The 22,495-nt window shown below is 68.3% G+C and carries 19 protein-coding genes; 10 read left to right on the top strand and 9 right to left on the bottom strand.

Annotation, left to right across the window (positions count from 1 at the left end; translation table 11 throughout):
• The first annotated feature begins 146 nt into the window (after nucleotides 1-146).
• On the top strand, nucleotides 147-779 hold the full coding sequence (locus E1261_RS26455) for a response regulator (protein WP_238176431.1): 633 nt from the start codon (nucleotides 147-149) through the stop codon (nucleotides 777-779).
• A 59-nt stretch (nucleotides 780-838) separates the two neighbouring features.
• On the top strand, nucleotides 839-3,571 hold the full coding sequence (locus E1261_RS26450; protein ID WP_132411071.1) for an AfsR/SARP family transcriptional regulator: 2,733 nt from the start codon (nucleotides 839-841) through the stop codon (nucleotides 3,569-3,571).
• Here E1261_RS26450 and E1261_RS26445 read toward each other — a convergent pair.
• From E1261_RS26445 to E1261_RS26430, 4 genes are all read right to left on the bottom strand, one after another.
• Nucleotides 3,568-4,953 carry an alpha/beta hydrolase gene (locus tag E1261_RS26445; RefSeq protein WP_202875042.1) on the bottom strand — a complete coding sequence of 462 codons (1,386 nt, stop codon included), beginning with the start codon at nucleotides 4,951-4,953 and terminating at the stop codon, nucleotides 3,568-3,570. The two genes, E1261_RS26450 and E1261_RS26445, sit on opposite strands and share 4 nt — an antisense overlap.
• 163 nt (nucleotides 4,954-5,116) lie before the next feature.
• Nucleotides 5,117-6,550 carry a DUF4832 domain-containing protein gene (locus tag E1261_RS26440; protein ID WP_132411067.1) on the bottom strand — a complete coding sequence of 478 codons (1,434 nt, stop codon included), beginning with the start codon at nucleotides 6,548-6,550 and terminating at the stop codon, nucleotides 5,117-5,119.
• A 10-nt stretch (nucleotides 6,551-6,560) separates the two neighbouring features.
• Complete coding sequence (locus tag E1261_RS26435; RefSeq protein ID WP_132411065.1) at nucleotides 6,561-8,288, bottom strand: DUF4832 domain-containing protein; 1,728 nt, start codon at nucleotides 8,286-8,288, stop codon at nucleotides 6,561-6,563.
• Nucleotides 8,289-8,400: 112 nt separating this feature from the next.
• On the bottom strand, nucleotides 8,401-9,543 hold the full coding sequence (locus E1261_RS26430; RefSeq protein WP_132411063.1) for an ROK family transcriptional regulator: 1,143 nt from the start codon (nucleotides 9,541-9,543) through the stop codon (nucleotides 8,401-8,403).
• A gap of 998 nt (nucleotides 9,544-10,541) precedes the next feature.
• On the opposite strand from E1261_RS26430, the gene E1261_RS26425 reads away from it, so the two are divergent.
• From E1261_RS26425 to E1261_RS26415, 3 genes are all read left to right on the top strand, one after another.
• Entirely contained in the window at nucleotides 10,542-11,519 is a 978-nt protein-coding gene (locus E1261_RS26425) for a Gfo/Idh/MocA family protein (protein ID WP_132411061.1), read from the top strand.
• 11 nt (nucleotides 11,520-11,530) lie between these two features.
• Entirely contained in the window at nucleotides 11,531-12,529 is a 999-nt protein-coding gene (locus tag E1261_RS26420) for a Gfo/Idh/MocA family protein (protein WP_132411059.1), read from the top strand.
• Nucleotides 12,530-12,653: 124 nt separating this feature from the next.
• Nucleotides 12,654-13,787 carry an acyltransferase family protein gene (locus E1261_RS26415; protein ID WP_132411057.1) on the top strand — a complete coding sequence of 378 codons (1,134 nt, stop codon included), beginning with the start codon at nucleotides 12,654-12,656 and terminating at the stop codon, nucleotides 13,785-13,787.
• Here E1261_RS26415 and E1261_RS26410 read toward each other — a convergent pair.
• From E1261_RS26410 to E1261_RS26400, 3 genes are read right to left on the bottom strand one after another with little or no spacing between them, the layout of a single operon-like run.
• On the bottom strand, nucleotides 13,778-14,152 hold the full coding sequence (locus E1261_RS26410; RefSeq protein ID WP_132411055.1) for a hypothetical protein: 375 nt from the start codon (nucleotides 14,150-14,152) through the stop codon (nucleotides 13,778-13,780). The genes E1261_RS26415 and E1261_RS26410 overlap by 10 nt on opposite strands.
• Nucleotides 14,149-14,706: an anti-sigma factor gene (locus E1261_RS26405; RefSeq protein ID WP_202875041.1), complete on the bottom strand. Its 558-nt coding sequence runs from the start codon at nucleotides 14,704-14,706 to the stop codon at nucleotides 14,149-14,151. The genes E1261_RS26410 and E1261_RS26405 overlap by 4 nt, the downstream gene beginning before the upstream one ends.
• A complete protein-coding gene (locus tag E1261_RS26400) occupies nucleotides 14,697-15,251 on the bottom strand; it encodes an RNA polymerase sigma factor (RefSeq protein ID WP_202875039.1) in 555 nt (184 codons plus the stop codon). Before E1261_RS26400 ends, E1261_RS26405 begins: the two co-directional genes overlap by 10 nt.
• A gap of 190 nt (nucleotides 15,252-15,441) precedes the next feature.
• Between E1261_RS26400 and E1261_RS26395 the strand changes: the two genes are divergently transcribed.
• Genes E1261_RS26395 through E1261_RS26380 form a run of 4 tightly spaced genes read left to right on the top strand, consistent with a single transcriptional unit; the run spans nucleotide 15,442 to nucleotide 17,734 of the window.
• Complete coding sequence (locus tag E1261_RS26395; RefSeq protein ID WP_132411051.1) at nucleotides 15,442-15,927, top strand: Asp23/Gls24 family envelope stress response protein; 486 nt, start codon at nucleotides 15,442-15,444, stop codon at nucleotides 15,925-15,927.
• 41 nt (nucleotides 15,928-15,968) lie between these two features.
• Nucleotides 15,969-16,157 (top strand): hypothetical protein, encoded by a 189-nt coding sequence (locus E1261_RS26390; RefSeq protein ID WP_132411049.1) that lies wholly within the window; start codon nucleotides 15,969-15,971, stop codon nucleotides 16,155-16,157.
• On the top strand, nucleotides 16,150-17,163 hold the full coding sequence (locus E1261_RS26385; RefSeq protein WP_132411047.1) for a DUF6286 domain-containing Asp23/Gls24 family envelope stress response protein: 1,014 nt from the start codon (nucleotides 16,150-16,152) through the stop codon (nucleotides 17,161-17,163). Before E1261_RS26390 ends, E1261_RS26385 begins: the two co-directional genes overlap by 8 nt.
• Before the next feature lies 1 nt (nucleotide 17,164).
• Nucleotides 17,165-17,734, top strand: a complete 570-nt coding sequence (locus E1261_RS26380; RefSeq protein ID WP_132411045.1) for a hypothetical protein — start codon at nucleotides 17,165-17,167, stop codon at nucleotides 17,732-17,734.
• 13 nt (nucleotides 17,735-17,747) lie between these two features.
• On the opposite strand, the gene E1261_RS26375 is transcribed toward E1261_RS26380, so the two are convergent.
• Entirely contained in the window at nucleotides 17,748-19,481 is a 1,734-nt protein-coding gene (locus E1261_RS26375; protein ID WP_132411043.1) for an L-aspartate oxidase, read from the bottom strand.
• 163 nt (nucleotides 19,482-19,644) lie between these two features.
• Here E1261_RS26375 and E1261_RS26370 point away from each other — a divergent pair, with 163 nt between their 5' ends.
• Nucleotides 19,645-20,955: an NAD(P)/FAD-dependent oxidoreductase gene (locus E1261_RS26370; RefSeq protein ID WP_132411041.1), complete on the top strand. Its 1,311-nt coding sequence runs from the start codon at nucleotides 19,645-19,647 to the stop codon at nucleotides 20,953-20,955.
• 7 nt (nucleotides 20,956-20,962) lie between these two features.
• Here E1261_RS26370 and E1261_RS26365 read toward each other — a convergent pair whose 3' ends face one another.
• The gene (locus E1261_RS26365; RefSeq protein WP_132411039.1) at nucleotides 20,963-22,174 is read right to left on the bottom strand and encodes an ROK family protein; all 1,212 of its coding nucleotides are present in this window, start codon (nucleotides 22,172-22,174) and stop codon (nucleotides 20,963-20,965) included.
• Nucleotides 22,175-22,495 lie beyond the last annotated feature (321 nt).

The raw sequence follows: 22,495 nt of genomic DNA, 5'->3' as shown, positions 1-22,495 counted from the left end.
GGGATGGGGTTCGGTCTGGTGGGGATGCGCGAGCGGGTGGCGGCGTACGGCGGTTCGGTGCAGCTGACCGGGCGGCCTGGCGGCGGATCGTTGCTCAGGGCAAAGGTTCCGGCGTGATCCGGGTGCTGCTGGTCGAGGACCAGGAGATGGTGCGGGCCGGGTTCCGGATGGTGATCGACTCGCAGGAGGACCTGGCGGTCGTCGGCGAGGCCGGCAATGGGACGGCCGGTGTCGCGGAGGTACGGCGTACTCGTCCGGACGTGGTCGTGATGGACATCCGGATGCCCGGCCTGGACGGGATCGAAGCCTGCCGTCAGGTGAACGCACTCCCGGACCCGCCACGGGTGCTGATGCTGACCACCTACGACCTCGACGAGTACGCACTCTCCGCCGTACGCGCCGGTGCCAGCGGCTTCCTCCTCAAGGACGCGCCGCCGGAAGACATGCTCGCCGCGATCCGCATCGTGCACGCCGGTGACGCGGTCCTGGCAGCCTCGACCACCCGACGCCTGCTGGAACACCTTGCCCCGGCACTGGACCCCGCAGCCGTCAAGGTCGTCGCTGCGTTGACCGACCGCGAGCGCGAGGTGTTGATCGAGGTCGCCCGCGGCTCGTCCAACGCCGAGATCGCCGACCAGCTGACCGTCTCCGCGGGCACGGTGAAAACGCACGTGAGCAGTGTGCTGGCCAAGCTCGGAGTTCGCGATCGCGTGCAGGCCGTGGTCATCGCCTACGAGGCAGGACTCGTCCGCCCGGGCGGAGCCCGTCGGAGGCAGTGAGCCGAGGCGTTGGGTAGGTTTGGGGGAGCGTACCGGGACTCTGGGGGAGGGGGACGCGCATGGGTTCAGCCGTGGAAGTACTGATCCTCGGGCCGACCCTGTTGAGAGCGGACGGCATCCAGTACGGCGTTGCCCGGCCGCTCGAGCGAGCCCTGCTGGTCCGGCTCGCCCTGGCTGGCGGTCACGGCGTACCGGACGGAGTCCTGGCCGCGGACGTGTGGGGCGACGGGCAGGTCGAGAAGCCGCGGGATCGGCTCCGGGTGCTGGTGCATCGGTTGCGACGCACACTCGGAGACCAGGCGGGGCTCGTGCACCGGACCGAGAACGGCTATGCCCTCACGACCAGCGGACCGGCTGATCTGGCCAAGGTCGAGCAGTTGCTGCCGGTGGTGGAGGCTGCTCGCCGGGACCAGGACTACTCCAAGGTGAGCACCGTGGCGGCCGATGCGCTCGCGCAGTGGCGCGGACCCGCCCTGGCCGATCTGCGCGATACTCCCTTCGGTGCGGCCGAAGCGGACCGGCTGGACCGTCTGTTCGTCGATCTGCAGACCGACCGGATCCAAGCCGGGCTGGCTGCCGGCACGGTCGTGGTCGCCGAGGCCGACGAGCTCGCGCGGCAGAACCCGCTGAACGAACGCCTGCTCGGCCTGGCGGTGATCGCGCTGTACCGGGCCGGTCGGCAAGCCGAAGCGCTGGCCCGGATCGCGACACTGCGGACGACCCTCGCCGAGCAGTTGGGCATCGACCCGTCGCGCGAAACCATCGACCTCGAGCGGAAACTGCTGCGCCAGGATCCCGCGCTGCTACCGGCCGCTGTCCTGAAGCCGAGCCGAGCCCCGACGGCTGCAACGTCGATGGTCGGCCGCGACGGCGACCTGGCAGCCTTGCTGGATCGGCTGGCCGGACCTGCCGTCATCACCGTGACCGGTGGCCCCGGGGTGGGGAAGACGCGGCTGGCCAAAGAGGTCTCCGCGACAGTCAACCGGTCAGGCCGAGCGGTGTACTGGCTGGACCTCACCACAATCACCACGCCAGAGGCGGTACTGCCCGGTCTCGCCTCGGTGACGGCGGTCGAATCCGTCCCGGATGGGTTGCTGTCGCGCTGCGTCGAGAGGCTCGCAGGCAGTCTGCTGGTCCTCGACAACGCCGAGCACCTGGTCGAGCCCGTCGGAGCCTTGCTGTCCGGTCTCGCCGACCAGGTCTCCATCCTGGTGACATCACAGCAGCCGATTCGCGTGGTCGGCGAGCAAGTGCACCCCATCGGTCCCCTCGACCGTGAGGCTGCCGCTCGGCTGTTCCGGGAGCGCAGCCGGGTAGCAGCGGACGGCCGGACAGACTTGATCGACGAGATCTGTACGGCGGTCGACCGGCTTCCGCTGGCCATCGAACTCGCGGCCGGCCTGACCCGGACGCTGAGCATCGAGCAGTTGGCTGTGCGGATCGAGGATCGGTTGCGGCTGCTCGTCGGCGGTATGCGCTCGGCCGGCCGACGGCACACCAGTCTCCGTACGGCGATCGACTGGAGCTGCTCGCTCCTCGATCCGATCGGCCGCGAGGTTCTGTACCGGGTGGCCGTCTTCGTCGGCGGCTGCACGCTGGAGGCCGCCGAACAAGTCGTGTGCGGCGAGGACCTCGAGCCTGCGGACCTGAAGGCGATTCTGGCCGACCTCACCGAGCGGAGCCTGATCACGGTCGAGTCTGGTGGCCGTTTCGTTCTGCTGCAGAGTATCCGGGACTACGCCCTCGAGCAGTTGCGTGCCTCCGGCAACGAATCTGCGGTTCGCGGCCGGCATGCGACGTGGTGTGCCGCACTCGCCGCGCGGACCTTCCGCGACGGCGGCCCTGATGACGAGAAGGTCGTCGACGAGCTGAACAGCGAAGCAGGAAATCTGCGCGCGGCCGTCGAATGGGCCCTGCGGACGCCGGGCGAGGCCGGCCGGGTCCTGGAGATCGCGGCACCCACCGGCTGGTACTGGATGGGCCACGGCCTGATCGCCGAAAGCCGCGACTGGCTGCGCCAGGCACTCGATGCCGAAGATGGCGCGCCGACGGAGACCAGGGCCGCGGCGCTTCGGGCCGCGGCCTCGCTAACCCGCAACAACGGTGACCCGGCCGGTGCGCGACTGCTCGGCGACGAGGCGCTTCGCCTCTACCGGCACCTCGACGATCCTCTTGGCCTCATCTCCGCGCTGATCGGACTCTGTTTCACCAACGTCATTCTTGGCGACCTGAACATCGCAGCGGAGCAGGGGCAGGAAGCCATCACTCTCGCTGAGCCGACCGGAAACACCAGGCTGATCGCGACCGCGCTCAACGTCACTGGACTAGTGCTCCAGCGGCTCGGCCGGACCGTCGAGGCGGAGCAGGCGTATATCGAAGCCTGCGCGCTGTGGCGCAGCGCCGACGACCGCCGCGGCTTGGCCGGCACTCCCAGCAACCTCGGCCAGTTGTACATGCGCACGGGAGACCTGGCTGGCTCGCGAGAGCGCTCCCTGCAGGCCCTGCGGATCTATCGCGAACTCGACCTGCTCGACACCGTGGTGGACTGCTTCGACAACATCGCCGCCAGCGAGCTAGCGCTGGGACATTACCGACAGGCCTTGCGACTGGTTACTGTTGCCGAAACCCAACGGATCAGAGCCGGCACTCCGCTGCTGGTCGCCGACGAGATCGAGGGCAGAGACACTGTCGAACGCGCCGCCCGCACAGCCCTGGGCTCCGCGGCCGACGCAGTGGTGGCCGCAGCCCAGGACGAGCCGATCACTGGCGTTGTCGACGAGCTGCTCGACTAGGTACAGGTGACGTCAGCCGCGGGCAGCGTGTTCTGGCCGAGATAGCGCTCTACCGTCGCGTCCACGCAGGGGGAGACGCCGTACACGCCGTGCCGGAACGCGCCGGAGAGCGTGATCAGGCGGGATCCCCGCAGCGCCCGATGCATGGCCAGCTGCCCCGAGTAGGGAACGGCGGGATCACCGGTTGCCCCTAGCATCAACACACGGTGGTCGTTGGCGATCGTGGTGGGCGCTTCGATCGGCGTGGTGGGCCAGAACGTGCAGGGGCTGATGTCGCGGGCCAGCGGTCCGAAGAGTGGTTCGTCCAAGCGGTGCGCCCGGATATCGCGGTAGTAGACCTCGGGGTCCCGCGGCGCGGCCCAGTCGGCACATTGGTTGGCGACGCCCGCGCTGAACCCGAACTCCGGCACAACCTCGGCCAGGTCGTAGAGCCCGAACCGCTGCTCCTGCAACGGCGTCGGCGTCACCGGCAAACCGGCGGCCGCATCCCGGTAGACGCGCACGGCAGCGGACATCTCGCCGTACGACGCGTCTGTGTCGTCGACGGTCAGCAGCAGACCGGGCAGCATCGCCTCGGTGACCTGATGTGTCCCGACCTGCAGCGGTCGCTTCCTGGTGACCGCGGCGATCCGGTCCACGGTGGCGAGGACGGCGTTCTTCGTGGTGCCGAGTCCAGTGTCATGCCGCGCTGCCCACTCCGCCCAGTCGGCCAGCGCGGCCGCGTCCGGGACAGCGGTCTCTCGCGTCCAGCGTGGCCCGTACGTGTCCGGCGCATGTGAGCTGTCCAGTACGACGCGATCGGCGTTCCCCGGGAACATCTGCAGATAAACCGCTCCCAGGTACGTGCCGTACGACGTACCGAAGTAAGACAGCTGCCGTACGCCGAGGGCCGCGCGGACGCGGTCCATGTCCCGGGCGATGTTCCGGGTCGAGGCGTACGGCAGCACGTCCCGGTGCGACTCGCACTGGGCGGCGAGGTCTCGAGCGACGGAAACGCTGTCGGCAAAGGCGGCGCGGGTCGGGCTCGCGTACTGCGCGCTGCGGAGATAGCGGTCCGTGCGCCAGCCGCATTCCAGCGGAGTGCTGAGGCCGAAGAAGCGCGGGTCGATACCGACCAGATCGTACTGGGCCGCCAGCTCCGGGCTGCGGCCCAGGAAGACGTTCACCCCTTGGCGGGATGCTTCGGGACCGCCGACATTGACCACCAGCGTGCCCTGACTGGGTTCGGTGGCTGCCCGGCGGGCGATGGCGATCGCGATCGTCGGGCCGGCTGGACGGCGGTAGTCGAGTGGGACCGTGACCTCGGTGCACTGGGCACCGGCCTGGTCGAGGGCGAGGCCGGTTGCGTCGTCCGGGCCGGTGCTACAGCCGTGCCAGGTCAATTTGTTGCTATTAGCAACTGCTGACGAAACGCCAAGGAGACAAAGCGCCAAGGCTGTACCGATGATTGTTATTCGCCTCATGCCGAGCAGCGTAGGGAAAGCTGCCGCCGCGCACCTCTGCCGTGCGACCGATCTTGTCTCTGTCGCACGGCAGAGAGACGCATCACTTGGAGACGGTCACGGTTTGGCCGAGGTCGTTGTAGCCGGTTGCTGGCTGCCAGGTGCCGGTGTTGGCCAGCTGGACGGCGTAGAGCGGGTTGTAGGTGGGCGACTGCAGTCGGGGTGAGGGGTCGGCGAGGTTGAGCAGCAGGCGATAGCGGCCCGGTGCGAGTGGCGCTCGGACAGTCGCGTTGAGGGTGGTCGTCGTACCAGCGGCCCAGAGGCGGGGATCGGCGGGCAGGTTCACGCGGTAGGTGTGCTTGTCGCCCTGGAAGATCAGCTGGACCTGACGGCGATGGTACGGCGCGGCCCAACCGTCGTTGCGAAGATCGAGAGCGACCTGTACGGCGCTGCCGGGGCGGGCCTTGGCGGTGAACGTGCCGCGCACCAGGGTCAACCGGTAGCCGAGTTTCTGCTTGGCTGTGGTGATGTTCGAGCCCCAGCTGCCGAGCACGTCCGGGTGGTAGTCGGTGTTCAGGTACGAGAAGTGCAGTCGCGCCATCTCCGCCGCGGCCGAGTCCCAGTCGGACCTCGGTGAGTTCAGTGCGCAGGTCTCGCCGCCTTCGGGGACATAATTGGTGTCCTGGGCAACGAAATCCTTGTCGAGTTCGATCGGGTCGCTGAGGTAGGTGCCGAAGTCGTCGGGGCTCGCCAGGAAACAGTCGTTGTGATGACCGATCCGGGCCGCCGGTGAACCGTCGTACGCCTGATCCGCAGTGAGTGCTCCCGCGGTTCCCGTTGGCAGTCCGAGCATGCGCTGCTTCATGTACGGCGTTCGCACCTGGACCATGAGATCGCGGGGGAGTGCTTTGAGCAGCGCCATCACCACGGCCCGGCGGTCGGCCCAGTTCTGGTCGGATACCTTGCTCGGGTCGGCCGGGTCGGCGAAATGGTCGGTGTAGTAGCCCTCACCCCAGAGGCCGACGAAGCCGGATTGCACGACCGCGATGACATCGGCGTTCTCACGCAGGATCGGCGCGAGTTGGTCGATGTGCTTCAGGACCCGCTGCACCGGCGCATCGCCGTACGGGATGGTGGGCGGCCAGCCGGGCGGCTGCGCGTACGCGAACCGGACGAGTACCTTCACCCCGGCCGCACGGGCGGTGCGGAAGTCCGCGCGGACGAGGTCGAGGTAGGCCGGGTCGAGTTTGTCGATACTCGCGAACTTCTCCAGGTAGAAGACCCGGAGGATCTGGGTGATGTTCTCCTGGGTCCGGAAGTTGCGCAGGGTGGTGAGGTCGAGCGGGACGTAGCCGGTGCTGTCGGCCCGGTAGTGGGTCTCGGTGTGGTGGTAGAAGCCGCGTTCCTGGTTGGCGATCACAGCGTCGCTCGCCGGGTAGTCGCGGGTGACGGTCGGCCCGTCGCGGTGCGCGTCGGCGAGTTGCGCCGGGCCGCCGAGCAGGCCTAGGACCAGGGTGGCGGCAACCAACAGCTTCATGGGGGGACTCCTAGCTGATCGTGAAGGTGTGCAGGAGCGAGTTCATCCCGGTCGACGGCTCCCAGGTGTTCTGGTTCGCCAGCCGGATCGAGTACTCGGGCCGCGTGGACAGCAGCGGGTCGGGCAGGTTGAGCAGCAGCTGGTAGGAGCCGGTCGGCAGGCCCGACGGCACGGTGAGCGTTTGCGAGACGGTGGTCGCCGTACCGGCGGTCCAGCGTCGTGGGTCCGAGCTCATCGCCAGCTTGTAGTTGGTGCCGGTCGCCGTGTTCCGCAGTACGAGCTCAAGACCACGTGCGTTGTACGGCGTCGCGTAGCCGTCGTTGCGGACCGACAGCGACACGGGCAGACTCCCGCCCCGCACGGCCGAGGTCGGGAAGGTCCCGGTCTCCAGCCGCAAGCGGTAGCCGAGCTTCTTGGTCACATCGGCCAGGCAGCCGCCGGAGTTCCACGAACTCAACACGTTCGGCTCGTAGTCGGTGTTCAGGTAGGACCAGTGGAACTGCGCGAGCTCGGCCGTCGCCGTCGGGCAGGTGGACCGCGGTGCGTTCACGGCACAGGTCTCGCCACCCATCGCGACGTACCTGGTCTCGTCCTGCAGGTACGGGTACTCGACCGCGGTGTTCTCGTAGGTGCCGAAGTCGTCGGGACTCGCGAGGAAACAGTCGTTGTGGTGACCGATCCGCGAGGTCGCGGAACCGTTGTAGGCATCCGCAGACTGCACCGGCGTCGTCGTGTACATGGTCCGCTTGAACTTCGGCGTCCGCAGCTGCACCATCCGGCTCGACGGTACGACGCTCAGCAGCTTGTCGACGACCGCCTTCCGATTCGCCCAGTCCGTCGTACTGACGGTGCCGGCGTTGCCGAAGTTCTGCGTGTAATACCACTCACCCCAGGCACCGATCAGACCCGCCTGTACGACGGCGATGACGTCCTTCCCCGAATTCAGGTACGGCGCGAGTTGGTCGAGGTGAGCGAGCACGCGATCCTTGGTTGCGTCGTCACCGGTAGTCGAGGTCGTGTAGGCGAACCGCAGCACCATCTTCAGCCCGGCAGCCCGGACTGTGTCGAGCTGCTGCTGCAGCTGGTCGAGCGCGGCCTGGGCGATCGGACCGTTCTTGTACTCGGCCAGATAGAAGACGCACATCACCAGCGAGATGCCCTGGCTGGTCCGGTAGCTCTGCAAGGTACTCAGCGAGAAGTCGGCCTTGTCGCAGTCGCCGGTGTGGTGGTAGAAACCGCGCTCTGGGTTCGCGAAGTTGTCGGTGCTTGCTGTGTAGGTGACAGCACCACCATCGCTATAGACATGCGTGTACTTGCTGGACGTTTCCATCGGCGCCTCGACCTGGAAGATCAGGTCGGCGTCGTTGGGCGAGGCGTTCTCGCCCAGGTCGGCCCGGTCGACAGTCCAGCGGGCGACGCCGCCGGTGGCGGAGAAGGTGACGGCCTTGACCAGCGCCCAGCTCCAGCCGGTGCCGGTGCTGCGGTAGAGGTTGCCGTTCTCCAGCAGGTAGTCGGCGCCGACCGTGCCTTGGGCGTAGCCGGTGCTCGTGTTCCGGTCGGTGTCCACGTAGACCCGCTGGAACGCCGGGGCGCCGGTGAACGAGTACTGGTACGTGACGGTGGTCGTGGTGTTGGTCGCGGAACCACCGCTGATGGTCGCGCCGGCGGGGGAGACCACCGCGAAGGCAGCCAGCAGTCCGCCGAGGGTGATGCCGGTCAACAGCCGGAGTACTCGCATGAGTGGGTTCCTCTCGCTGGGCGGGGCGATGGAATAATCATGGACTCCACGGAAACTGTGTCAAGAGTTCACAACGGGGTAGTTTCGAGCAGCTTTGCTCAAAACATCAGCCCTAGAACATCAGTAGCGCGGCGGTCGCGGGGGCGTCGCCGTACAGGGTGGACTCGACTTGCTCGACCGCGAGCCGGACGGCGCCGAGCGCGACTCCTTCGTCGCCGAAGGCGGAGACGCGGATCTCCGGAGTGCGCAGGCACCAGCGGTCGAGTTCGCGGCGCAACGGCTCGACCAGTACGTCGGCCGATCGGGAGAAGCCGCCGCCGATCACGACCAGTTCCGGGTCGAGGGTGAGCACCAGGGCCGACGTACCGATCGCGATGTCGCGCACATAGCTGCGGACGGCTCGCAGGGCGGCGCGGTCGCCGTCGCGGGCGGCCAGGAAGACTCGCTCGACCGGTTCGTCCGGACCGAGCCAGGCATGGAGGTGCTCGGGAGCGCGCCCCCAGCCGACCGCGGGCAGCGCGCCGATCTCGCCGGAGGAGTTGGCGAACCCGCGATGCAGCTGGCCGTCGATGATCAGCCCGGCACCCGTGCGCAGGCCGGCCAGCAGGAACACGACGTCCTTGGCGTAGCGGGCGACCCCGCGCCAATTCTCAGCCAGGGCAGCGAGTTTGCAGTCGTTCTCGACCCGAATCGGCCCGCGGACAACCCGCCGCAGGTGAGCGGCCAGGTCGACCCCGGTCCACTCCGGCAGCGAGTCGGACAGCATCACCTTGCCGGTCCCGTCGACGAGCCCGGTCGTCGCGACCCCGGTCGCCCAGATCTGCTCAGCCGTGACCTTCGCCCCGGTGAGCGCGGCAGCGATGCAGTCGTCGACAGCCTGTAGGCGCTCCCGACGACCCGCGTCCGGCGCGACGGGGATCCGGGCCTGATGCACTACGTCGCCCTCGAGGTCCGTGACCACCGCCAGCACCTTGTGACCGCCGATATCCACGCCCAGCAGCCGACCGGCATCGGCGCGGAACCGATAGCGCCGAGCGGGCCGTCCGACTGTGCCCGCTGTCGGCTCGACCTCGCTGATCCAACCGCGACTCAAGAGATCCCGTACGACGTCCTCGGTCGACGCCCGCGACAGACCGGTCCGCTTCGCCAGCTCGGTGACAGTCAGCGGCGCCTCGGCACGCAGAACCCGCAGAGCCGCGACCACATTCAGCTGCCGCAACCTCCGCAGATCCCCACCGGACGACGCCTCGCTCATCAACCTCACCGATTACCTAGGAGTCCCGGATAACTATAGATCCGCCACCTAGGTCCACGTCCTGCTCAAGCCCCCGCTTCGCGGCTCGGCCCGGGCCGGCGCGCCCTGAAATTTGGTGGAGATGGGGCAGCTCGAACGGATATCCGGTTCTCCTGTCCCGCCGTTCACAACGTCCGAAGATCCGGAGACCACGCCCTCGGATCCTTCGGACGTTAGCCCCGGCAGCGATTAACGTCCGAAGATCGGGAGGCCAGGTGTGCGGATCCTTCGGACGTTGTGGGTACGGCGTTCTGCTGGGCCGCGTGCAGGTGGGCGGGGGTGTACTGCGGTCACCTGGTGGGGGCTTCGGACATCTGGTCGGGTGTCCGGGGTCCCCAGTTGGTGTACGGGCTTCGGCTGGCTGCCGCGTACAGCACCTCAACCAGCCCGTTCAGGCGTGGCCAGATGTGCCGGTGGTCGGGCGCCGGCCGCAGCGGCGACCAACCACAACCCGCGTGACCGGCCGCAGCCGAGCGGCGCAGGCCGGCGCGACGCAGCTTGCCCCCTCACCTGGGGGGTTGCCCACTGGAAATTTCAGGGGGCAACCCCCCAACTCAGTGGGCAACCCCGCAACTCAGTGGGCAACCCCGCAACTCAGGGGGCAACCCCGCAACTCAGGGCGCAACCCCCCAACTCAGTGGGCAACCCTCCAACTCAAGGGCGCAACCCCCCAACTCAGTGGGCAACCCTCCAACTCAGGGGCCAACCCTCCATCTCAGTGGGCACCCTCCATCTCAGGGGATATCCGCTCAGCTGGCCCCTTCTCCCCTGAAATAACGAGCGGAGAAGGGGCAACTTGAACGGATCTCCCCTCAAATTGCCACGGAGCGGACGCACCCCAGGCCGCCGAGAGGCTGAAATGGGGCGCGTCAGGTCTTCCCAAGACCCTATGACAACGTTGTACGTTGGTGCGCGGCCGGTGCTGGTGAAGCCGGACGACCTCGGGCAGGAGGAAGCAGATGCCGAACCCCCTCAAGATCGCGACTCTGGGCTTCTGGCACGTCCATGCGGGCGACTATTCGCGGCAGGCGCAGGAGCATCCAGGCACCGAACTGGTGGCGGTCTGGGACCCGGACGAGGAGCGTGGCAAGGCTGGTGCCGAAGCCTTCGGTGTTGCCTACACAAGCGATCTGGACGCGTTGCTGGCGAGCGACATCGACGGTGTGGTGATCACGACCGCGACCGACGAGCACCGTGACCTGATGGTCAAGGTCGCTCAGGCCGGTAAGCACATCTTCACCGAGAAGGTGCTCGCGCCGACTGTCGCGGAGGCCGAGGAAATCATCGCCGCGACCGACGACAACGGTGTCAAGCTGGTGGTCTCGCTGCCGCGACTCGCGCACGGGTACACGAACGCCATTCGCGAGGTGCTCGACAGCGGCCGGCTCGGCCAGGTGACCTATGCGCGGGTCCGGCTCTCGCACGACGGCGCGATTGCGCGGGACGGTAAGGAAGGCTGGCTGCCGCAGCGGTTCTTCGAGCCGAAGGCAGCGATCGGGGGCGCGCTCACCGACCTCGGCTGCCACCCCGTGTACCTGACTCAGCTGTTCCTCGGAGCCGACGCCGAGACCGTCAGTGCAACGTACCGGTCGATCGCGGGCCGCGGCCTGGAGGACAACGCGGTCGTCGTGCTCGGCTACCCGAATCAGACCATCGGCGTCATCGAGGCCGGTTTCGCCAGCCCCAACCCGTTCACGATCGAGATCTTCGGGACCGAGAGCACGCTGACCTACACCGATGCCGGCAACGTGCTGAAGGTGGGCGATGAGCAACTGACGGTCCCAGAGCACAGCCTTGACCCGTTCGGCCAGTGGGTCGAGCACATCGCAGGAGACACCCGCGCGGACGACAACATCGCGCGCGCCCTGGAGCTCACCCGGCTCGTCGTTGCGGCGAACGAAGCCGCCACCACCAACACCGTCGTCGCCTACAGCTGAGGAGATCACCCATGCCCCAGATCAAGGTCGGCCTGATCGGCGCCGGCGGTATCGCCTCCGCGCACATCAAGGGCTATGCAGCGCACGCCGACAAGATCGGCATCACTGCGGTCGCCGATGCAGTCGAGGAGACGGCGAAGGCACGTGAGGCCGAGCTCGGTGCGACGGCGTACACGGACTATCGCGAGATGCTCGCCAACGAGGAGCTGGACGCGGTCGACATCTGCCTGCCGCATCACCTGCACCGGGACGCGATCGTCGCGGCCGCCGAGGCGGGGAAGCACATCCTGTGCGAGAAGCCGCTGTGCCTGAGTGCTGAGGAAGCAGCCGACGTACGGCGTGCTGTCGAGGCCAACGGGGTGACGCTGATGTCGGCGCACAACCAGCTGTTCATGCCGGCCGTCGCCAAGGCGAAGGAACTGCTCGAGGCCGGCACGATCGGCACGGTCTACGAGGTGCGGACCACGGACAGCTTCTACAACGACTTCGACCCGAGCTCGATGGGCTGGCGGGCCAGCAGCAAGACGAGTGGCGGTGGCGAACTCATCGACACCGGCTACCACCCGACGTACCTGATGCTGCACCTGGCCGGTGGAATGCCGGTCGAGGCCACGGCGATGCTGTCGACCCACCGGCTGAAGTTCATGGAGGGCGAGGACTCCGCCCAGGTGCTGATCCGCTTCGACAACGGAGTGGTCGGTCAGCTGGTCACCAGCTGGGCCTACCAGCCGGCCGGATCGACCGAACGGTTCTCGGCCGTCGGCGAGCTGGGTTCACTGCACAGTGACGGTACGTCGCTCACCTACCAACTGCGGTCGGGCGAATCGGAAACGTTCGAGCTCGAACCGGTCGACACCTTCGTCGCCGAGATCGAGCACTTCGCGGATTCGCTGATCGGCAAGACCCGGCCGCTGCACACCGAGGTCGAAGGCATCGCCGTACTCGGCATTCTCCTCGCTGCTTATGAGGGCGCCCGGAACAAGACGATTGCCCCCGTCATCCGCCCCTGAGCACGGAGACCGGGTGTCACTCTCAGGAGTGACACCCGGTCGGCGCGGTTCATTCCTTGCGGTGACCACGGTCGGCACTTGACGGCGATGTGGTGGCCGGGGTCCGGCAGCGATCGTCGAAAGCATGACGATCAGTCCATCGACCAAGGTCGCCGCCGCCGCGCCGCTGAGCCACTCCGACTACCTGGCGCTGAAGCGGTTTCCCGCGCTCGACGGGCTGCGGGCGATCGCGGCGCTGATGGTCGTGGTCTTCCACAATCAAGGTCCGGACTGGTTGCAGGGCTGGATCGGTGTCCAGATCTTCTTCGTGATCTCGGGCTTCCTGATCACCACGCTGATGCTGCGCGAAGAGGACCGCTCCGGCCGGATCTCGTTCAAGAAGTTCTACGCCCGGCGGATCTTCCGGATCCTGCCGGTGTACTTCTTCCTGCTCGGCGTGACGCTGCTCCTCCAGATCCTCCAGGGGACTCTGACCAAGAGCCCGCCGGGGACGGAACTGCCGCTGTACCTGTTCTTCTTCAACGAGTTCGGCAACGGCGGCGCCTATGGGCAGTCCTGGTCACTGGGCATCGAGCAGAAGTTCTACCTGCTCTGGCCGCTGCTCGCGTTCTCGGCCATCCTTGTGCAGCGTCGCGCGAAGTTCCGCGGCCGGATCGGCCTGACGCTGGTGCTGATGGCAGTCATGCTGGTGATGGTGCCGCTGTCGATGGGCGGCGACCCGCGCGGCTGGACCGCGCACTATTTCTCGATCCTGGTCGGCTGCCTGGTCGCGATCCTGATGCACAATCCCAGGACCTATGCGCTGTTCAAGCCGCTGACCCGGCCGTGGGTTGCCTGTACGGCGGCCGCGGGCTTCCTGGTGATCCACGGGACTGTACAGTTCTGGGCCGCGTTCACCGAGAGGCATCATCTGTCCGGGGAGGTGCCGGGCTTCATCGCGGTTCCGCCACCGTACGTCGTACTGGTCGGGTTCGTCCTGTTGCCTGCGTTGCTCGCCAACGCCTTCCCGCAGCGACTGCTGTCGACGCGGCCGTTCGTCTTTCTCGGGGAACGCTCGTACTCGATCTACCTCGTGCAGCTGATCGCGCACGGTGCTGTGGCGGGGATCTATCTGCTCTTCGGGGCGAGCCTTGCCAAGACCCCAGTGCCGTGGCTCCCCGTGACACTGATGTCCATCCTGATGGCGCACCTCTGCTACCGCTGGGTGGAGAAGCCGATGATCACCATCGGCAAACGCTTCACCGCACGTCAGCTGTAGCGCGGTTCCAGGTCGAACTCGACGATGCGGATCTGCACGGCTGCCGGACGGCCGGTCGCCGCTTCGAGCGCCGCGACCACCGCCTCGTGGACCTTCCGGCCGACCTCGGTTGCGAGGTGGTCGACGCCGACGACGATGCGGACCTCGGCGCGGACCTGGTCGGATGAGCTGAGGTCGACCTCGACTCCGGCCACATCCGGTACGTCGCGCCCGGTCGCGCGTTGCCAGGCCTGTGCCCCGAACTGACGCAGCAGGCCTTTGATCCCCGGCTGCAGCCGAACCACACCGCCGACGGCTCGGGCTGCCTGTGCCGCCGCATCGGCTGCCTCGAGCTGGGCGACCTCCCTGGCCGGTCCGGTCGTCACGGCCGCGTCCACACGTCGACGACCTCGAAGTCGAGCGTGTCGAGCTCCAGCCCGATCTGCCCGCGCAGGGCGAGTGCGACGCGTTGCCGCGCTTCGTCGAGCGCCCCGACCTGACCGGCCCCGAACTCGAGCGCAACCGACATCCACACTTTGACCGAACCCGGCTCCGACAACTCGATCCGGCACTGCCTAGCCCGTACGCCGGTGGTGCCGTCGACCGCATAGCGCAGTACGGCGGCGAGTGCGTGCACCGAGACCTCGACCTCCGCCGGTTCCGTGGGCAGCGGGATCGTGCGGCCGAGGTTCAGGTCGGCACGGACGGCCGTCATGATCCGGTCGAGCAGTCCACTCGGGACCTCCACCGGGTCGTCGATCAGGAGCTGGGTCGCCTCGGTCAGCTGCTCCAGACCGGCCTGGGCGGTCCGGCAGTGCGGGCAGTCGGCTCGGTGGGCACTGAGCTCACCGGACTCCAGCTCGTCCCACACGTCTTCGACGGTTCGGCCGCAGGGCAGGGGGTGCAGAGCGGTGACGGTGTCGTCGGGATTCATCTCCATGGCTTCATCACCTCCGCGAGTTCGGCGCGGGCCCGGGCAATCCGGCCGCGGACCGCCGTGGGCGTCGTACCGACGAGATCGGCGATCTCCTGGTACGAGCGGCCGTGGACCTCGCGCAGTAGCCAGCAGGCACGTTGTGGCGGTGGAAGTCGTCGCAGGGCGACGGCCAGTGCTTGCATGGCGGCTGTGTTCCCGGCCGCGCGGGCCGGGTCGTGCGCCAGGTCTTGGGGAGCGCTCTCTTCGTTGAGTTCCGCGGTCGGTTTGCGGCGTTGCAGGACAGTGAGGCACTTGTTGGTGGCCGTGCGGTAGAGCCAGGAACCGAACGCTGCCTCGTGCTGGATCTCCGGCAACCGGCGCCAGGCGGTCACGAACGTCTCCTGCGCCACATCCTCGGCGTCGCCGGTCGCGCCGTTCAGCATCCGCAGGCAGAGCGTGTAGATCCGCCGCTGGTAGCGGCGGACCAGCAGCTCGAACGCCGCCGGGTCACGATCACGGGCCCGGGCGACCAAGGTCGCCTCGTCGAGCTCGGTCAGCCCTGTGGTCACTCCACCTCCTGGTTGCGCGCGTGTACTGGAGACGACACTGCGTGCCCTGATGTCACGGTAACCTCCCGTATCCGTCGAGTGAGTCATGTCACGCTGTGGATCAGGTGGAGGGACCGTGACGATTCGGCGCGCACGGTCGTCCTTCCGGCGAACGGCTCCGAAGAACCGCTGACGAGAAAGGCACCTCCCGATGACCGACACTGCCACTCCCAAGCCGGCCACCAAGCGTCCGGTCGCCTCCGTTCCCGCTGCCGAGGTCGTTGCCGACGGCACCGGTAGCGACGGCCGCACCTCGATCGCGGATGTGGTGGTCTCCAAGATCGCCGGCATCGCGACCCGCGAGATCCCCGGCGTGCACGCCCTCGGCGGCGGCGCCGCGCGGGCCGTCGGGATGCTGCGGGATCGCATCCCGGGCTCCAAGACCAACCTGTCCCAGGGCGTGTCGGTCGAGGTCGGCGAGACCCAGGCCGCCGTCGACATCGAGCTCGTCGCCGAGTACGGCGTGAGTATCGCCGAGCTCGCGGCGGCGATCCGCGCGAACGTGATCTCGGCGGTCGAGCGGATGACCGGTCTCGAGGTCACCGAGGTCAACATCTCCGTCACCGACGTCCACCTGGACGGCGACGACGACGATGACGAGGATGCTGTCGAGACCACCGAACCCCGCGTCCGCTGACGCACCTCTGTACTTGTCGACCTAGCCCTGAGGAGACCCGAGTGAGCACCTCGACCATCGGCCTGTTCGCCGGCCTGCTGATCGCCATCGCCGCCGCGGCCGGTGGCTTCCCCGGCTTCCTGCTCGCCCTGGTCCTGGGGGCAGTCGGCTTCGCTGTAGGCCACTTCCTCTCCGGCAGTGGCGGCTCCAAGGCCGTCGACGACCTCCTCAACCGCAAAAACCGTGGCTGACCACAGCACGCCCGGCGCACACCCGCTGGCGCCCAGCGACGTACTGCTGGAGCACGCCGACGAACTCGTGGGATCCACAACGGACGCGCATGCGTCGGATGGACTCGAGCCGGTGGACGGACCGGCATCGGGGGTCTCGGAGCCGTCCGCGATCGCATTCGGGGGCGATCGCGGCCGGCTCGAGATCACACAGCGCGCCGTCGAGCGGATCGTGGAGATCACGGCCCGCCGGCACCCCGCGGTGGCCCGGCAGTCCGCCGTACTGGGTCGCGGCCTCCCCAAGGCACGAGCGGTAGTCGCCGGCCAACGAGTCAGCCTCCACCTGGAAACAGCCATCACCTGGCCCAACCCCTTGGCCGACACCGCCACCAACCTCCGGCAAACCATCACCACAGCGGTAGAGGACCTCACCGGCCTAGGCGTAGACCGCGCCGACATCACCGTCACCGCTGTCGATGCCTCTCAGGTGTCGACAAGTACGGCGCCGGGTGAGGCGGTCGCGGCCAAGCAGCCCGTGGGTGGGCCTGCTGTGGTGTGGGTTGGGTTCGTCGGGGCGTTCGCGTTGGTGCTAGCTGGGTGTGTCGCGGTTCGTGAGATGGCGGTTGCTACTGGGCTCACGGACGGTGCCTCGTGGCTGGCCCGCGGGTTTGAGCTAGAGCCTGCGGGGTGGATGGTTCCGAGCGGGATCTTCGCCGCCGTCGTCGGGGTGTTGCTGTTGGTGGTGACGTTCAAGCGGCGGCGGCGGACCCATCATGCGGTCGGGGGACAGGACGGGCTTGTTTGGTTGCGTAGTGCGGATGTTGCGCGGCTTGCTTGCGACAGTGCTCGGCAGGTCGATTCGGTGACTGCGGTTGCGGGCCGGTCGAGGCGGAAGCGCGTCAACCTGACCGTGACCACGTTCGGCGAACCCAGCCGCGTCAGCACGGACGTCACGGCCGTCGTCGAGGACCGGCTGCGAACGATTACCCCGGTGCCGCAGACGCGGATCGCCGTACGGGAGGAGTGACATGCGTCGCGGAGTGATTGCCCTGGATCGGGTAGCGGGCACGGTGGTCGCGCTCGGACTGCTCCTCGCGGGCGGCGCGATGCTGGCCTGGCGGTACGGCGAACTCCCGTCGGACCGCATCACGGCCGGACCGTGGAGCGCCCCGACCACCGCGGAATGGTGGCCGTGGGCAACGGGTGCCGGGGGAGTGGTCGCGATCCTGCTCGGCCTCTGGTGGCTCGCTCGCCATCTGCCCCGTCGGGTCGGCGGCCGGTTCGCGCTGCCCGGTGGCGATCGGAGCGGACGCCTCACCGCCGACGCCCACTCGGCCGTGGACGCCGCCGCGCAAGCGCTCGCCCGTACGCCGGGCATCCGCGACGGCTCCGGCCAAGTGGTCGCCGACCGCGGCCAGCTCGTCGCCGAACTCACCTGCACAATCGAACCCACCGCCGACCTCGACACCGTGCACTCGGCCGCAGTACGCACCGCGGCCGAGCTCGCGACGGTCGTTGCCCTCCCCACCATTCACACCCGCGTCCGCCTCCGCGTGGCCCGCACAGACAAGACCACGCCACTCCCGCGCGTGAGCTAGAGCGACCGCCTGATCACTCGACGAGCTTGCCTTCCGTCGAGATGTCGTCGCGCATGAGCGCCCGGATCTCGGCCGGGATCGCTGGGATCGGCTCTCTGGTGACCTGGCCGGGACCCGACCAGACGAGGTTGACCTGCAGGGACTCGTCGAGCTCGGGGTAGTCGGAGCGGTTGTGGCAGCCGCGCGACTCCCGCCGTTCCAGCGCGGCGTCGAGAGTGGCCCGGGCGGACAGCGCCGACGACTTGAGGTCGAACGCGTGCGCCAGGTCCTGGAAGCCCGCGATATCCGGGTGGACGCCGATCTGCGCCGTACGGGCCTCGATCTCGGCGAGTTCCTCGATGCCGGCCAGCAGACCGACCTCGTCCCGTACGACGCCGGCCCGGGCGGTGAGCGTGTCGCGGAGTGCCCGTTGCAGCGCGCGCACGTTCTCCGGACCGTCGGCCGCGAGCAGCCCGTCGACCTCAGCACGCGCCTCGCCGACAACCTCGGCAGATCGTTGCTGGGACTCACGATTGACCGAGTACTTCGCAGCCTCCTCACCGACGATCCGGCCGAACACGAGGAGTTCGATCAGCGAGTTCCCGCCCAGCCGGTTCGCGCCGTGCAGCCCGCTGGCCGCCTCGCCGAGTGCGTACAGACCGTCGACACCGGTCGAGTGGTCCTCGGCCCGCACCCACACCCCGCCCATCGAGTAGTGCGCAGTCGGCGCGATCTCGATGGGTTGCTGGGTGATGTCGAGCATCTGCAACTCGAGCAGGGTCTGGTAGACCCGCGGCAGCCGCTGCATGATCGTCTCCCGCGGTAGGTGCGAGACATCGAGCCACACCCCGCCCTTCGGCGTACCGCGCCCTTCCTTGATCTCCGTGTACGCCGCCAGCGCCACCCGGTCGCGGGTCGACAGCTCCATCCGCTCAGCGTCGTACCGGCCCATGAAGCGCTCGCCGAGCGCGTTCTTGAGCTGCCCGCCTTCGCCCCGCGCAGCCTCCGACACCAGCGTCCCGGCCGCGTTCTCCGGCTCGATCAGACCGGACGGGTGGAACTGGACGAGTTCAGGGTCCCGGATCCGGCCGCCGGCCGTGACCGCGAGGCGGAACGAGTCGCCGGTGTTCTCGTCGCGGCGTGACGAGGTCCGCCGCCAGATCCGGGTGTGGCCGCCGGCCGCGAGGATCACGGCGTCGGCGTGGATGACATACCGCTTGCCGGTGTCGAGATCGAATCCATACGCACCGAAAACCGTGTTGTCCCGCACCAGGATCCGCGTCACATAGACGTTGTCGAGAATCGGTACGCCGAGCTGTACGGCGCGATTCACCAGTGTGCGCTGGATCTCCAGGCCGGTGTAGTCACCCGCGAACGCCGTCCGGCGGTAGGTGTGCGCGCCGAAGAACCGCTGCGAGATCCGCCCGTCGGCCTCCCGCGCGAACGGCATCCCGTAACGCTCGAGGTCGGCGATTCCCTGCGCGGCACCCTCGGCAACGATCCGGACGGTATCCGGGTTGGCGAGCAGGTAACTCTCCTGCAGAGTGTCGGCGGCGTGCTGCTGCCACGTGTCCTCGGGGTCCATCGTGGCCAGCGCGGCGTTGATCCCGCCGGCGGCCAGCGACGTGTGCGCGTCATTGCGTGGACGTTTGCCCAGGGCAAGCACCTCGACCCCGCGTTCGGCCAGCTCGATCGCGGCGCGCAGGCCGCCACCGCCGGTTCCGATCACCAGGACGGAGGTTGCGATCTGCTGCTCGGCCATCGTCATTGATGGTTCTCTCCTTAGGCTCATCGGCTCTACTCCTACAAGACCACGCAGAATCCGGATCCGTGACTCCCGGCCTGGGTAACGGCAGTCACACCGGGGGTGGGGGTTGTCACAATGAGGCCCTCTGCTCTGTCTTGGCTAGTGAGAGAACGGGAGACCTGAAGTGCGCAGAATCGTGGTTGTCGGAGGTGGGTACGCCGGCTTCTACACGGCGTGGAAGCTCGAGAAGAAGCTGCGGCGAGGTGAGGCCGAGGTGATCCTGATCGACCCGCGGCCGTACATGACGTACCAGCCGTTCCTGCCCGAGGTGCTGTCCGGTTCGGTTGAGGCCCGGCACGCGGCGATCTCGTTACGCCGCAACCTGCGCCGTACCCGCATCATCGCCGGCTCGGTCACCACGGTCGAGCACGCCCGCCGTACCGTCACCATCCACCCGGTGAGCGGCGAGGACTTCGAGCTCCCGTACGACGTGATCGCGGTCACCGCCGGTGCGATCAGCCGCACCTTCGACGTACCGGGGATCGCGGACCAGGCGATCGGCATGAAACACGTCGAGGAGGCGGTGGCCGTGCGCGACCGGCTGCTCACCGCCTTCGACGAGGCGTCCGTCCTCCCACCAGGCCCGGTACGCCGCCGCCTGCTGACCGTGGTCGTCGTCGGCGCGGGCTTCAACGGTGTGGAGAGTTTCGGCGAGCTGCTCTCGCTGGCCAACAGCCTGCTCAAGTCGTACCCCGAACTCACCCGCGACGACCTGTCCCTCCACCTGGTCGAGGCGACCCAGCGGATCCTGCCCGAGGTGACTGACGGTCCACGCGCGTGGGTTCGCCGGCTGCTTGAGGGGCGGGGCGGTCACCTGCATCTGGAAACCACGGTGAAGTCTGCTGTCGACGGTCATGTGGTGCTCTCTGACGGGACGGAGCTCGACGCGGAGCTGATCGTCTGGACGGCAGGCAACGCGGCGACCCGGTTGGTGCGCGGTCACACCGACCTCCCGGTCACGGCCCGCGGTCTGATCCAGACCCGTCCCGATCTGCGAGTCGGAACCGAGGACGAGATCGTGCCGGACGCCTGGGCCGCCGGTGACGACGCCGCGATCCCCGACCTCGCCTCGCCGGTGCCTGGTGCGTTGACGGTGCCGAACGCACAGAACGCCGTACGACAAGGCAAGCTGCTCGCGAAGAACCTGCTCGCGGATCTGCGCGGACGGGCACCTAAGCAGTACCTGCACCACACGCTGGGCTCGGTGGCGACCCTCGGCCTCGGGACCGGCGTCTTCCAGTTCCACCGCCTCGTCGTGAAGGGCCCACTCGCCTGGCTGATGCACCGCGGCTACCACGTGCTCGCCGTACCGACCTGGGACCGGAAGGTCCGCGTACTGGCCGTCTGGCTAGCCGCCGCGATCTACGGCCGCGACATCGTCTCCCTGGCCTCAGTCCAGCAACCCCGAGCCGCCTTCACCACTGACCCCAAATGACGTTGGGTTAAGCGCCTGGTACGGCGAGGAGGTCGGTGAGGACTGTGTCGAGGGCCATCCGGGCTGCACCGACGGCTACGGAGTCGGCGCCCATGGTGGAGGTGATGACGTCGATGGGGACCAGGGCGAGGCGGGCCAGTTCCCGGCGGAAGGGTTCGGCGATGATCGCGCCGCCGCGGGACATGCCGCCGCCGAGGACCACGACCTCGGGGTCGACAGCGAGAGCCAGTACGGCGGCGCCGCGGGCGAGGACCTCGGCGAACTCGATCAGCACGCGCAGACTCTCGGGGTCCTGCCGGGCCGCCGAGGCGATCACCAGTTCGCCCTCGCGGCCGGAGGGTAGGTCGGCTGCGGCTGCGAGTTGGGCGCCGCGGGCATGTAGCTGGTCGACGGCGGCCTCCCAGCCGAGCATCGGCCAGGTGCCGATCTCGCCGGCGGCGCCGTGATGACCCTGGTGGACCTGTCCGTTGATCAGGACGCCGGCGCCGGCGCGGTGGCCGGCGAACATGTACACGATGTCGCGGTGGCCTTGGGCCGCGCCCTTCCAGTGCTCGGCGAGCGCGGCGAGCTTCACGTCGTTGGCGACGGCAACCGGTACGCCGAGCCCCGCTGACAGCTCGGCGGCCACATCGACGTCGGGGAAGCCGGGGAGTGAGTAGACCGCCAGCCCGGCACCGATCGGACCCTCGCGTACGTCGTGCGCCCCCTCGCCGACCCGCAGCGCGCCGGTCACTCCGCAAGCGGCGCCGGTGATCTCATCCGGATCGAGCCGGGCCTCCCGCCAGGTGGCACGGGTGACGTCGACGGCGATCTGGATCCGCGCGGTTGCGTCCAGACCGGGGTCGAGTTCGACGCGCTGGGTCGCGAGAGTATTGCCGCGGAGATCGGTGACGACTGCCATCGCTTTGTGGGCGCCGATGTCGATCCCCGTCACGTAACCGGATTCGGCCCGGAAGCGGAAGTGCCGAGCCGGCCGCCCGGCGCCCCGGGTGGTGGAGGACGGCTGCCGTGGTGGCGCGGTCTCCTCGACCCGGCCGTCTGCGATCAGAGTCGCCAACAGATCCTCGGCGGTCGGCCGCGAGACGCCGACAACAGCCCGCAACTCCCGAGGAGTGAGCGATTCCGCCTGGAGAAACGCATCCAGTGCCGCCGCAAGATTGAGCCTACGCAACAACGACGAGTCGCCCATCCGGCCGCCACCGGCTTTGTCCTGACTCACCCCCCGAGGATACGGGCCCCTCCGGCCAGGAGCCGTTGCACGGCGATGCCCGCGGACCGCCTTTGTGGAACGTAGTTGGCGCCAGGTGCAAATTTGCTTCCACTGATCGCCGGTGGGCGCCGATCCGTGCGTCCCGTGAGGTCGGTCGCCGTCGGGGGTGTGGACACCCTGTGGTGGGTGTGAACAAGTAATGACCTGTTCACGCCCACCGTTTCCTGTTCAAGCCCCCGGTTGTCGGCTCGGTCAGGTGCGGCCGCGCGGTTGCCCGGCGGTGCTGGGGAGTCGTACCACCCGAAAACGACCGGTAGAACTCCCCAGCCC

Origin of the sequence: Kribbella albertanoniae, from assembly GCF_004348455.1 — a bacterium.
Taxonomy (GTDB): Bacteria; Actinomycetota; Actinomycetes; order Propionibacteriales; family Kribbellaceae; genus Kribbella; species Kribbella albertanoniae.
This window is presented reverse-complemented; position numbering and strand designations above follow the sequence as displayed.